The organism is Pseudoalteromonas sp. S2893, from assembly GCF_005887105.1.
In the GTDB taxonomy this organism is placed as follows: domain Bacteria; phylum Pseudomonadota; class Gammaproteobacteria; order Enterobacterales; family Alteromonadaceae; genus Pseudoalteromonas; species Pseudoalteromonas atlantica.
Window position 1 is genome coordinate 29,665 of sequence record NZ_PNCY01000013.1, and the last position, 11,258, is coordinate 40,922.

General features: G+C 41.5%; 15 protein-coding genes. 13 read left to right on the forward strand and 2 right to left on the reverse strand.

Annotated features, from left to right (window positions below):
• The first annotated feature begins 143 nt into the window (after positions 1-143).
• A complete protein-coding gene (locus CWC04_RS07860; protein WP_004589368.1) occupies positions 144-524 on the forward strand; it encodes a hypothetical protein in 381 nt (126 codons plus the stop codon).
• A 10-nt stretch (positions 525-534) separates the two neighbouring features.
• Here CWC04_RS07860 and CWC04_RS07865 read toward each other — a convergent pair whose 3' ends face one another.
• Entirely contained in the window at positions 535-975 is a 441-nt protein-coding gene (locus CWC04_RS07865) for a PaaI family thioesterase (RefSeq protein ID WP_004589367.1), read from the reverse strand.
• A 177-nt stretch (positions 976-1,152) separates the two neighbouring features.
• Between CWC04_RS07865 and lexA the strand changes: the two genes are divergently transcribed.
• From lexA to CWC04_RS07890, 5 genes are all read left to right on the forward strand, one after another.
• Positions 1,153-1,770 (forward strand): transcriptional repressor LexA, encoded by a 618-nt coding sequence (lexA, locus tag CWC04_RS07870; protein ID WP_004588213.1) that lies wholly within the window; start codon positions 1,153-1,155, stop codon positions 1,768-1,770.
• A gap of 472 nt (positions 1,771-2,242) precedes the next feature.
• Positions 2,243-3,379 carry a cytochrome c oxidase subunit II gene (coxB, locus tag CWC04_RS07875; RefSeq protein ID WP_138685081.1) on the forward strand — a complete coding sequence of 379 codons (1,137 nt, stop codon included), beginning with the start codon at positions 2,243-2,245 and terminating at the stop codon, positions 3,377-3,379.
• Positions 3,379-4,971 carry a cytochrome c oxidase subunit I gene (ctaD, locus tag CWC04_RS07880; RefSeq protein WP_138685082.1) on the forward strand — a complete coding sequence of 531 codons (1,593 nt, stop codon included), beginning with the start codon at positions 3,379-3,381 and terminating at the stop codon, positions 4,969-4,971. The genes coxB and ctaD overlap by 1 nt, the downstream gene beginning before the upstream one ends.
• Complete coding sequence (locus CWC04_RS07885; RefSeq protein WP_138685083.1) at positions 4,971-5,501, forward strand: cytochrome c oxidase assembly protein; 531 nt, start codon at positions 4,971-4,973, stop codon at positions 5,499-5,501. The genes ctaD and CWC04_RS07885 overlap by 1 nt, the downstream gene beginning before the upstream one ends.
• A gap of 35 nt (positions 5,502-5,536) precedes the next feature.
• On the forward strand, positions 5,537-6,412 hold the full coding sequence (locus tag CWC04_RS07890) for a cytochrome c oxidase subunit 3 (RefSeq protein WP_004588217.1): 876 nt from the start codon (positions 5,537-5,539) through the stop codon (positions 6,410-6,412).
• On the opposite strand, the gene CWC04_RS20030 is transcribed toward CWC04_RS07890, so the two are convergent.
• Complete coding sequence (locus CWC04_RS20030) at positions 6,312-6,623, reverse strand: DUF2909 domain-containing protein (RefSeq protein WP_138685084.1); 312 nt, start codon at positions 6,621-6,623, stop codon at positions 6,312-6,314. The two genes, CWC04_RS07890 and CWC04_RS20030, sit on opposite strands and share 101 nt — an antisense overlap.
• Positions 6,624-6,637: 14 nt before the next feature.
• On the opposite strand from CWC04_RS20030, the gene CWC04_RS07900 reads away from it, so the two are divergent.
• The 7 genes from CWC04_RS07900 (at position 6,638) to CWC04_RS07930 (ending at position 11,245) form a co-directional block, all read left to right on the forward strand.
• Positions 6,638-7,378 (forward strand): SURF1 family protein, encoded by a 741-nt coding sequence (locus CWC04_RS07900; protein WP_054983320.1) that lies wholly within the window; start codon positions 6,638-6,640, stop codon positions 7,376-7,378.
• Positions 7,368-7,862: a transmembrane cytochrome oxidase associated protein gene (locus tag CWC04_RS07905; protein WP_138685085.1), complete on the forward strand. Its 495-nt coding sequence runs from the start codon at positions 7,368-7,370 to the stop codon at positions 7,860-7,862. Before CWC04_RS07900 ends, CWC04_RS07905 begins: the two co-directional genes overlap by 11 nt.
• A 30-nt stretch (positions 7,863-7,892) precedes the next feature.
• On the forward strand, positions 7,893-8,882 hold the full coding sequence (locus CWC04_RS07910) for a COX15/CtaA family protein (RefSeq protein WP_138685086.1): 990 nt from the start codon (positions 7,893-7,895) through the stop codon (positions 8,880-8,882).
• A 12-nt stretch (positions 8,883-8,894) separates the two neighbouring features.
• Complete coding sequence (cyoE, locus tag CWC04_RS07915) at positions 8,895-9,824, forward strand: heme o synthase (protein WP_024033912.1); 930 nt, start codon at positions 8,895-8,897, stop codon at positions 9,822-9,824.
• On the forward strand, positions 9,821-10,438 hold the full coding sequence (locus tag CWC04_RS07920) for an SCO family protein (protein WP_138685087.1): 618 nt from the start codon (positions 9,821-9,823) through the stop codon (positions 10,436-10,438). Before cyoE ends, CWC04_RS07920 begins: the two co-directional genes overlap by 4 nt.
• Before the next feature lie 139 nt (positions 10,439-10,577).
• On the forward strand, positions 10,578-10,874 hold the full coding sequence (locus CWC04_RS07925) for an STAS domain-containing protein (protein WP_491567972.1): 297 nt from the start codon (positions 10,578-10,580) through the stop codon (positions 10,872-10,874).
• A gap of 8 nt (positions 10,875-10,882) precedes the next feature.
• On the forward strand, positions 10,883-11,245 hold the full coding sequence (locus CWC04_RS07930; RefSeq protein WP_029773320.1) for a response regulator: 363 nt from the start codon (positions 10,883-10,885) through the stop codon (positions 11,243-11,245).
• Positions 11,246-11,258 lie beyond the last annotated feature (13 nt).

Below are 11,258 nucleotides of genomic sequence, written 5' to 3' on the forward strand. Positions count from 1 at the left end.
TTTATAAGGCAAATTAGGTGCCAATGGCGTTTAAACAGGTATTTTCTATGAATAAAGCCATGTTTAGCGCTTAGTTGATTTGGTATAAAAGTAAAACTGCGTTAAAGTTTGCGATGAAACTATAAGAGGGTAAAAAGCAGACAATGTCGGAAATTCAATTTTTAAATGTAGATCTAGAGCTTGAGTCTAAACAAGATATTAGCGCCCTGGTGGCAGACTTAAAGAAAAACGCGATGGTTTTGCATTATGACAAAGACGAATATCGTCAATTGGCGCGTATTGAAGCCTCAGGTGATATAACCACGCCAGACAAAGCAATCAACCACTTATGTGAATTAATAGAGTCGTGTTCACGTAATGCGCTTAAGCAGTGGCTAAGCTGTTCGCGCAGAACGTTTGATATAGGCTTTGAGTCGGGCACGTCACCTAAGTGTTTTAACCAAGCTCTACATGCAGATACACTACTACGTATATCTGCCATTGGCGCTGGTATGGAAATAACGATTTACCCTATCGAAAAGTAGCCATAGTTAATTATTTGCGCTCGACAACCGCTGCGGTCATTTTTGATACGCAGCAAAGCTCGCCGCGGCTATTGGTTATTTTTATTTCCCATACAGAACTGCGCTTACCAATATGAAATGCACGAGTAACGGCGGTTAAAGTGCCATTTCGAGAGGCCTTTAAGTGGCTGGCGCTAATTTCCTGTCCAACACAATAAAATTTTGTAAAGTCCACTACAAAGTTAGCGGCGTAGCTTGCTACGGTTTCGGCAAGTACCACATTTGCGCCACCATGTACCATACCAATAGGATTATGATGCTCAGGAATTGCGGGCATGGTAGCCACTAGGTAATCATCTCCTATTTCGGTTATTTCTATGCCCATGGTTTTCATTAGCGTGCCTTGGCCGTTTATTCCCTCATCTAACTGTTTGCAAAGCTCTAATGTAATGGGTTGATGCCAAATACTCATAATTACTCCTTTATATTGAAAGCAAATTTATAGCATTTTAAATACTGAACGTCTGTAATTACCTAAAATTTATCCAGGTGCGGTGTATTTAGCTATTTTAAAGCACAATTTAAATTTGCGATTTTTATTTAACTGTATATACTCACAGTTAAATGTACTGTATGGAAAACCAGTTGTATGCGACCATTAACTAAACGCCAAGCTCAAATACTCGAACTAATAAAAGTTTTTATTAAAGACACTGGTATGCCTCCTACACGTGCCGAAATTGCGCAAACACTCGGTTTTAAAAGTGCCAATGCCGCAGAAGAGCACTTAAAAGCGCTTGCCAAAAAAGGTGTTATTAAAATGAAACCAGGCGCAAGCCGTGGTATTCAATTGGTTGAAGAAGAGGAGCCTGAGCAACTGGGTCTGCCATTAATAGGTAGAGTTGCAGCGGGTTCGCCTATTTTGGCGCAAGAGCATGTTGAGAGTCACTGTAAAATAGACCCACTTATGTTTAAACCAGCCGCCGACTTTTTACTGCGTGTTAACGGTATGAGTATGAAAGATATAGGTATTATGGATGGCGACTTACTTGCCGTACACCGTACTCAAACTGCAGAAAACGGCCAAGTTGTGGTTGCACGAGTAGATGAAGACGTAACCGTAAAACGCCTAGAAAAAGCAGGCCGAAAAGTATTATTACACGCCGAAAACGAAGAGTTTACGCCAATTGAAGTAGACCTTGAAAACGAATCTTTTAATATTGAAGGGTTAGCCGTTGGCGTAATAAGAAATGCCGATTGGATGTAATTTTTAACTATTTTTAAGTAATATCTATAAATGCGCACTTTTTAGTGCGCATTTTTGTTTTAAAAACAAACCTTCCACCATCTCAAAGCGCCCTAAAATTATTTAGGCTGTAAACTTTTTTTCACTCATACTTTTATCTTCCTAAGCGTGTTACATCCCTTAATTTTGCTCGTATCTTGGCTGTTAAATAACAATTTAATACGCCGTCATTTAGTCAATTTTAAAATATCACTTGATTGTTTTTTATACTAAAACTTGCTTGTTGTACGTTTTTTAGCTAATCATTAATGTGCTGGACTAACAATAACTCACAGCTTTTTAGTTATGAGAACACACAATATACACAAACCTTTTGTTGTCCTAGCGATACCAATCAAAAATAAGATTGGTTAAAAAATAAAAATAACGAATTGGCGTTTAAGCCGTATGCCTCTTCGCTTTGCATTCGCAATAGCATCAAAGGAGCCGTCACATGGGTAAACTGACCTCTACCTTGTGGCTTGTGTTGATTATGTTCCCGCAGCAAGTGCTGGCTAATAGCCAATACAATATGCGCAAGGGCGTAACCGATATAAGTAATAATGTATATCAGCTACACATGACCATATTTTTAATATGTTGTGTGATTGGGGTGATAGTGTTCGCAATAATGTTTTGGGCACTGATTCATCACCGTAAATCTAAAGGGGCAGTTCCTGCCCAATTTCATGAAAGTACCAAAGTAGAAATTCTTTGGACTGCCATTCCGTTTGTTATTTTAATTGCCATGGCAATCCCTGCCACTAAAACCCTCATTGCGATGGAAGATGCCAGTAAGGCTGACTTAACCATTAAAATTACAGGGTCACAGTGGAAGTGGCATTATGAATATATGGGCGAAGACGTAGAGTTTTACTCTATTTTATCTACCCCTCAAGACGAAATAGCCAACCTTGCTAATAAAAACCCTAATTATTTACTTGAGGTTGATAAACCTTTAGTACTGCCAATTAATCGAAAGGTGCGTTTTTTAATGACCTCTGATGATGTTATCCACTCTTGGTGGGTACCCGATTTTGCCGTTAAAAAAGATGCCAATCCGGGGTTTATCAACGAAACGTGGACCAACATTAACGAAGAAGGTATTTACCGAGGACAGTGTGCAGAGCTGTGCGGTAAAGATCATGGTTTTATGCCCGTGGTGGTTGAAGCTAAATCGCAAGAGGACTTTAACGCATGGCTTGCAGATGCTAAGCAAGCTAAGCAAAAAGCCGCACTTGCTGATGCAGCATTGCTTGATAAAACAATTCCTAAAGAAGAGCTAATGACACTAGGTGAGCAAGTGTATATGGCAAGTTGCGCTGCGTGTCATCAACCTACAGGTATGGGGCTACCGGGCGTATTTCCTGCGTTAAAAGGCAGCCCCATTGTTTTGGGTGATATAAAAGATCACATTGATGTAGTGATTCATGGCCGCCCAGGAACTGCAATGCAGGCATTTGCAAAGCAGCTCTCAATTAAACAACTTGCAGCGGTAATTACCTATAAACGTAATGCGTGGGGTAATGAAACGGGTGATGTCATCCAACCTAGTGAAATTCAGGCAGCACTTGATGCGGAGGCGAACTAATGAGTAGCATAGTAGAACAACCTAACGCCAATGACGCTCACCACGGCCATCACCCAGCCAAAGGTTTTAAACGTTGGTTATACACAACAAACCATAAAGATATTGGCAGCATGTACTTAATTTTTTCGCTGACTATGTTTTTAATTGGCGGTGCAATGGCCATGGTTATTCGGGCTGAGTTATTTCAGCCAGGATTACAATTGGTAGACCCACACTTTTTTAACCAAATGACCACAGTACACGGTTTAATTATGGTGTTTGGTGCTGTTATGCCAGCCTTTACGGGGCTTGCTAACTGGATGGTACCGCTCATGATTGGTGCGCCAGATATGGCGCTGCCCAGAATGAACAACTGGAGCTTTTGGATTTTACCCTTCGCTTTTTTAATTTTATTGGCCTCGTTATTAATGCCTGGAGGCGGCCCCGCATTTGGCTGGACGTTCTATGCGCCGCTTTCAACAACGTATAGTAACGACAACACTGCAATGTTTGTGTTTGCAGTGCACATTATGGGGATTAGCTCAATTATGGGCGCAATAAACGTAATTGTGACCATTGTTAATTTACGTGCCCCAGGCATGACATGGATGAAACTACCATTATTTGTTTGGACATGGCTAATAACCGCATTTTTATTAATTGCTGTTATGCCCGTACTGGCCGGAGCGGTCACTATGGTGCTCACCGATAAATACTTTGGAACCAGCTTTTTTGATGCGGCAGGTGGCGGCGATCCGGTGATGTTTCAGCACATATTTTGGTTTTTTGGCCATCCCGAAGTGTACATCATGATTTTACCCGCCTTTGGTATTATTTCGACCATAGTGCCTACATTCTCACGTAAAAAACTATTTGGTTATGCCTCAATGGTTTACGCAACCTCCTCTATTGCATTACTGAGCTTTATAGTGTGGGCACATCATATGTTTACGACCGGTATGCCCGTTGCTGGCGAGCTATTTTTTATGTACGCGACCATGCTGATATCGGTGCCTACAGGGGTAAAAGTATTTAACTGGGTAGCCACTATGTGGCGAGGGTCAATAAGTTTTGAAGTGCCCATGCTATTTAGTATTGCCTTTATTGTGCTGTTTACTTTAGGGGGCTTTTCGGGGCTGATGTTGGCTATAACGCCTGCTGATTTTCAGTATCACGATACTTACTTTGTGGTGGCGCACTTTCATTACGTGTTAGTTACGGGGGCAATATTTTCGATTATGGCGGGGGCTTATTATTGGCTGCCTAAGTGGACGGGCAACATGTACAACATTACCTTGGCTAAGTGGCATTTTTGGTTATCGCTGGTAAGCGTAAATGTATTGTTTTTCCCTATGCATTTTGTAGGGCTGGCAGGTATGCCGCGCCGTATTCCCGATTACGCCCTGCAGTTTGCTGATTTTAACGCAATCATAAGCATAGGTGGGTTTGCCTTTGGTTTATCGCAGTTACTCTTTGTGGCGGTGGTAATTAAATGTGCCCGAGGGGGCGATAAAGTCCCTGCAAAAGTATGGGATGGTGCTGAAGGTTTAGAGTGGGAAGTGGACTCTCCTGCGCCGTATCATACTTTTTCTACGCCGCCGGAAATTAAATAATGACACATGCACCGCTATTAAAGCGCCTAATTCTTATTTGTATAGGTATGTTTGCTTTTGCATTTGCCTTAGTGCCCTTATATGACGTGTTTTGCGACATAACTGGGCTTAATGGCAAGCCGTCGCTTGAACAAGCTAAGCAAAGTACACAGGTTGCACAAAATCGAGAAATAGGTGTGAGCTTTACAACCCATGCGCAAAGTGGTGCGCCGTTTATTGTTAAATCTAAAGAATACAGTGTTGATGTGAAACCAGGTGCCATGCGTGAGGTGATGTTTAGCGCAAAGAACACCAGTGATATCGATAAAGTAATGCAAGCGGTACCTTCTGTATCGCCCGGAAAGGCAGCCAAGTACTTACATAAAATAGCGTGCTTTTGCTTTGATCAACAACCCCTAAAAGCGGGTGAAGAACTTGAGTTTAAGCTGCTTTTTTATGTTGATACTGCACTGCCGAGCGATGTAGAAGAGCTAACTTTATCGTACACCGTATTTGATATTAGTGAGCAGCTAGTAGCAAGAAATAACTAGCCTGCATGTCTAGTGTAAAACTAGGAGCAAGTAACATGAATCAAGATTATGAAAACTACTACGTACCCGAGCAAAGTCCTTGGCCCATAGTGGGCGCGGTGGCGTTATTTTTTATTGCCGTTGGTGCGGCTTTAACAGTCATGAACTTAGAAAGTGAAGGGGGCAGCGGTGTGTACCTGCTATATGCAGGCATTGCAGTGCTGCTGTATATGATTTTTAGCTGGTTTAAAAATGTAATTAGCGAGTCTGATCAGGGCTTATATTCAGCGCAAATGGACCGCTCATTTCGACAAGGAATGAGCTGGTTTATATTCTCTGAAGTTATGTTTTTTATGGCCTTTTTTGGCGCATTATTTTACGCCCGCATACTGTCGGTGCCTTGGCTTGGCGGCGCTGGGAATAATGCAATGACCAACGAGGTGCTTTGGCCGACCTTTGAGGCCGTATGGCCACTACTAACCACACCAGCAGGTGAAACCACGCAAGCTATGGGGTGGCAAGGCTTACCCCTTATTAATACGCTTATTTTATTAGCGTCTTCGGTTACTTTGCATTTTGCTCACGTAGCCATTGAAAACAATAAACGTAAACCGCTAAAAGTGATGCTAGGGGCAACCATTTTATTGGGTGTGTGCTTTTTAGCATTGCAGGTAGAAGAATATATTTATGCCTACAACGACTTAAACTTAACACTAGATGCAGGCATTTACGGGAATACATTCTTTTTGCTGACAGGTTTTCATGGCATGCATGTGACCCTTGGCGCCATCATTTTGTTTGTTGTATTTGTGCGTATTTTAAAAGGCCACTTTACGAAAGATAAACATTTTGCTTTTCAAGCAGCGGCTTGGTACTGGCATTTTGTTGATGTGGTGTGGCTGTGTTTATTTGTTTTTGTGTATGTGTTGTAACGGTTAATGGTGAGTGATTAGCCTTTATAAAACCAAGTTTTACAGCGGCTATCACCATCACCAAAACCACCACAGAAAACAGCACGCGACGGCCTAAAAAATGCGACATAGGCCGACCGCCAGATTTATCGGTCACCATAATAAATAGCGCTCTAAACAAGTTGAAAAGTATAAATAGTAACAGCAGCACAATAATAATTTTAATAATCACTGGGTTGACCCTTTATGCAGTTAATTTTAAGGCGTAAACAAAAGCTTAGCTCATTTATCGCACTTTGCGTTGTGGTAGCTGTGGTGCTGGTATGTGTACGTTTAGGGTATTGGCAATTAGCAAGGGCTGAGCAAAAGCAGCAACAGCTAACAGCTATAGCTAACATGCAAACCCAAGGCGTAATGAGCTGGCAGCAATTACAGGCAATGCCTTCAAAGTGGAATAAAACAGGTGTAGTGGTTGAGCTTGTCGGAAAAATAATAAATCAGCAATACTGGCTTTTAGATAACCAAGTTTACCAAGGGCAGGTCGGTTACGATTTATTGGTGTTATTTAAGCCAAGCCAAGCAAGTGGCGCTTTACTCGTTAATTTAGGGTGGGTAAAAGCGCCTATTTCACGCAGCGAACTACCGAACATCCAACTTCCTAAACGTAATATTACGTTTAAAGCGCAGATAAAAGAGCGAAATTTAACGAGCTTTAACTTACAAACCAATGCGACAAAACAAGACCTTCAAAAACGAATCCAATCAATAGATTTACAAAAGCTAAGTGAGCAGAGTAATCAATCGTTATTTAATTTTATGGCTTATCGTCAAGGTGCTGGAGATGCGCTAGCTATACCGCATTATAAAGCGGTGGTGATGAGTCCGCAAAAGCACCAAGCGTATGCAGTGCAATGGTTTTTAATAGCCTTAGCCTGTGTAGTGGTGGCCATTTTTGCCAGTAAAAAGAGGACTAACAATGAAAAATAACCCCTTAGTTTTGTTTGTTGTATGTTGCGCTGTACCGCTAATACTTGCATATGGTGCGCTAAAACTAGACTGGTTGCCGAGCGCCATTACTAATAATGGCGAGTTTTTACAGCAGGAAGTAAAGCTTGAAAACTGGCAGCAGCATAACCCTAAGCAATGGACAATTGCGCTTAATTACTCCAATAAATGTAACGCTTCGTGCAATGAGCAGCTCAATGCGCTTAATAACTTATATATCGCCTTAGGAAAAAATCAGGGCAAGGTTGATATGGCTGTAATGGGAGCGCCTAAAGTTAAAAACATTCCTTGGAAAACCTTTAACGCGCAACAAAATTTGCAGCCCGCTAGCTTATATTTAATCGATCATATGGGGTTAGTGGTGCTTGAGTATCCGTTTAAAGAGCAGCCACAAGAAAACCGTTTAGTGCAAAAAGGTTTATTAAAAGATTTAAAAAAACTGCTTAATTATTCTCGTTCAAGCTAATTAATAGCGCATTGTTAATGGGAGATTCCTATGTATAAAAATTATAAAAACTGGGTACTTGCAACGGGGTTACTTGCGCTGTTAGTAGTAGGGCTAGGTGCTTATACACGTTTAAGTGACGCAGGTCTTGGTTGCCCAGATTGGCCCGGTTGCTATGGCTTTTTAACTGTACCAAAGCATGAAGCCGATATCGCACTGGCTACCCAAAGTTACCCAGATATGATGTTTGAAACCGCCAAAGCGTGGAAAGAAATGATCCACCGTTACTTTGCAGGCGCGCTGGGGGTGCTTATTTTAGCGCTATTTGTATTGGCTTTTGTAAAGCGCCATTACTCAAACACGCCGGTTAAATTACCGCTAGCCTTATTATTGTTAGTTATATTTCAGGCTGCGCTGGGTATGTGGACCGTTACTATGAACTTACAACCGCTTATTGTAATGGGGCATTTGCTGGGGGGATTTAGTATTTTATCGCTAATCACTCTTTTATACCTGCGTTTAACTACTAAACCCATAGAGGGCGGAGATAGTAGCGCTAAAGGCTATTTTTCATTGAGCTTAGTTGCATTGGCTGTGTTGGTTATTCAAATTGCATTAGGAGGATGGCTTGCAGCAAATTATGCAGCGCCACACTGTAATGGCTTACCGCTGTGTAGTTATGCGCAGCCATTTTCACTCAGTAGTGTGTTTCAGCTGCCGCTTGAGCACAGTAATTATGAGTACGGAGTGCTATCGCAACAGGCGCGTATGTCTATTCATCTACTACACAGAATTTGGGCGCTAGTTACATGTATTGTGTTGGCGCTAATTATGTGGCGTATATACAGTCAGGCGCAATCTGCAAAAATAAAACACTGTACTGTCAGCGTGCTTGTTGCGCTACTTTGCCAAATTAGTTTGGGGCTTGCAGTGGTGCATTGGCACTTTCCGCTTGGAGTGGCGCTGGCACACAATTTAATGGCAGCTATCTTGTTATTGACTATGGTTAGGTTGTGTTACTACCTAAAAGCACGCACTTAAAGGGGAATAATTATGGCACTCACACTCGACAAAAAAGAACTACAGGTTATTAGCGCACACCCTTTTATTCAACGTGCTTATAATTTACTGCAAGATTACTTAGCTATTAGCAAGTTTAAAGTAGTGGCTATGTTGGTACTTACTGCCTGGGTTGGCTTGGCACTGGCGCCTGATGTAGGGCGAGGCATTGCAGTACAATTTATTAGTTTATTAGGCATTGGTTTGCTCTCTGGCGCTGCGGCGGTAATAAATCATGTTGTTGATAGCGAAATAGATACAAAAATGGCGCGTACACGCCACCGCCCTGTAGCCAAAGGCCGGCTTAGTAAAACCCATGCGCTAAGCTTTGCAGGCGTGATAGGGGTTGCTGGTTTTATAATGCTAATGCTTTGGGCAAACACTCTAACAGCCGTACTTACTTTGTTTGCATTAGTTGGGTATGCTTTTATTTATACCTCTTTTTTAAAGCGTGCCACACCGCAAAACATTGTGATTGGTGGCTTAGCTGGGGCAATGCCGCCTTTATTGGGTTGGGTTTCTGAAACCAATCAAATGGCAGCCGCGCCATGGTTACTCGTAATGATTATATTTACGTGGACCCCACCGCATTTTTGGGCACTAGCAATAGCACGCAAAAGCGATTACGAACGCGCTAAAATTCCTATGTTGCCAGTAACTCACGGTATCGACTTTTGTAAAACGTGTGTTGTGGCTTACACCATATTACTGGCGCTTGTATGTGTATTACCTTATTTAATTGGTATGTCGGGCGGTATTTATTTAGTAGGCGCATGTGTGCTCAATGCACTCTTTTTGTATAAAGCGGTTAAGCTTAAATTAGCCCCTAGCGATGACACCGCAATGGACTTATTTCGCTTTTCAATTGTGCATTTAATGGTACTCTTCGTGATCTTATTTATAGATAAATGGCTCCCTTTATGAAGCAGTTACGGATTAGCTTAGTTGTAATTTTTTCGTTTTTATTAGTCGCTTGCTCAGAGCAAAATAGTGCACCCGATATGCAAGCCTTAGTGTATGAGCAAGCAAAGCCTCTTTCTGATTTTACACTTAACGACCAAAACGGTGAGTTAGTCACCAAAGCGCAATTTTTGGGGCAGTGGAACTTAGTGTTTTTAGGCTATACCAGTTGTCCAGATATTTGCCCATTAACGCTTGCTAAACTAAACAGCGTGTATAAAAAGTTACATAACGAATACCCACTGCAAATTTGGTTTATGTCGGTAGACCCTCAACGCGATACGCCGGAAAAACGCAAAGCGTATATTGATTATTTTAACCCTGACTTTTTAGCTGTTTCGGGTGAGCACAAAAACCTATTCCCGGTGGTTAGAGAGCTTGGCCTAATTTATGCCATTAGTGACTCACAAGAATCAGAATATGCGGTCGATCATAGTGCTTCGGTGGCTTTAGTTGATGCAAATGGAGCTGTAAGAGCCATATTTAAGCCTGAGTTCCAACAAGGAAATGTGCCCCTTATTAATACCACTCAACTCATTAGCGAATTTAAACAAATAGCGGATTACTATAAAAACTAGTTTTAAACTTTTCACGAATTTTAAAAGGAGCTTAGGCTCCTTTTTTGCTTTTTAGCGCCACTTTTAAAAGTTTTATTAATTTTTTTGAGCCTTTTATGGCAATTTTAATAACTAAGGCTAAGCTTTTGTTATGAATTGAATTGACAGGGAAAGTCCTGAAAAAATGCTAAAACTTCCAAGCGAACTTGCGATTATGCAAGTAGAGACTCTTCACCAAGATTTATTACAAGAACTCAATAGCAACAACGATATTTGTTTAGATGTCAGTGAGGTTGTTTCAGCCGATACCGCGTCAATTCAACTTTTGTGTGCCTTACAAAAACACCTACTTACCATACACCATAAAATTGTATGGGTAGGCAGCAGTGATGCACTTCAAAACGCCATTAATCAACTTGGCTTAAGTCAATATTTAACACTTGAAAGTAAAGGTTAGAGGTTTATATGAAGAAAATTTTAGCGGTTGATGATTCTGCGTCAATGCGTCAAATGGTGAGCTTTACGCTTAAAACCGCAGGTTTTGATGTTACCGAAGCAAAAGATGGCAGCGAAGCCCTCGCGATTGCCAAGCAGCAAAGTTTTGATGCGGTAATTTCAGATGTAAATATGCCCATTATGGATGGCATTACGCTTATCAGAGAGCTCAGAGGCCTTCCTGATTACAAATTTACGCCGCTACTTATGCTAACCACAGAGTCAGGATTAGATAAAAAAGTAGAAGGTAAAGCAGCTGGCGCAACAGGCTGGATTGTAAAGCCTTTCAACCCGGATCAGTTACTAGCGGTACTTAAAAAAGTAATTCGTTAACTGAGGAGTGCGG

Bases quoted from the DNA above. Each gene is read 5' to 3' on its own strand.
- CWC04_RS07860 (WP_004589368.1), top strand. From the start codon at position 144: ATGTCGGAAATTCAATTTTTAAATGTAGATCTAGAGCTTGAGTCTAAA.
- CWC04_RS07865 (WP_004589367.1), bottom strand. From the start codon at position 975: ATGAGTATTTGGCATCAACCCATTACATTAGAGCTTTGCAAACAGTTA.
- lexA (WP_004588213.1), top strand. From the start codon at position 1,153: ATGCGACCATTAACTAAACGCCAAGCTCAAATACTCGAACTAATAAAA.
- coxB (WP_138685081.1), top strand. From the start codon at position 2,243: ATGGGTAAACTGACCTCTACCTTGTGGCTTGTGTTGATTATGTTCCCG.
- ctaD (WP_138685082.1), top strand. From the start codon at position 3,379: ATGAGTAGCATAGTAGAACAACCTAACGCCAATGACGCTCACCACGGC.
- CWC04_RS07885 (WP_138685083.1), top strand. From the start codon at position 4,971: ATGACACATGCACCGCTATTAAAGCGCCTAATTCTTATTTGTATAGGT.
- CWC04_RS07890 (WP_004588217.1), top strand. From the start codon at position 5,537: ATGAATCAAGATTATGAAAACTACTACGTACCCGAGCAAAGTCCTTGG.
- CWC04_RS07900 (WP_054983320.1), top strand. From the start codon at position 6,638: ATGCAGTTAATTTTAAGGCGTAAACAAAAGCTTAGCTCATTTATCGCA.
- CWC04_RS07905 (WP_138685085.1), top strand. From the start codon at position 7,368: ATGAAAAATAACCCCTTAGTTTTGTTTGTTGTATGTTGCGCTGTACCG.
- CWC04_RS07910 (WP_138685086.1), top strand. From the start codon at position 7,893: ATGTATAAAAATTATAAAAACTGGGTACTTGCAACGGGGTTACTTGCG.
- cyoE (WP_024033912.1), top strand. From the start codon at position 8,895: ATGGCACTCACACTCGACAAAAAAGAACTACAGGTTATTAGCGCACAC.
- CWC04_RS07920 (WP_138685087.1), top strand. From the start codon at position 9,821: ATGAAGCAGTTACGGATTAGCTTAGTTGTAATTTTTTCGTTTTTATTA.
- CWC04_RS07930 (WP_029773320.1), top strand. From the start codon at position 10,883: ATGAAGAAAATTTTAGCGGTTGATGATTCTGCGTCAATGCGTCAAATG.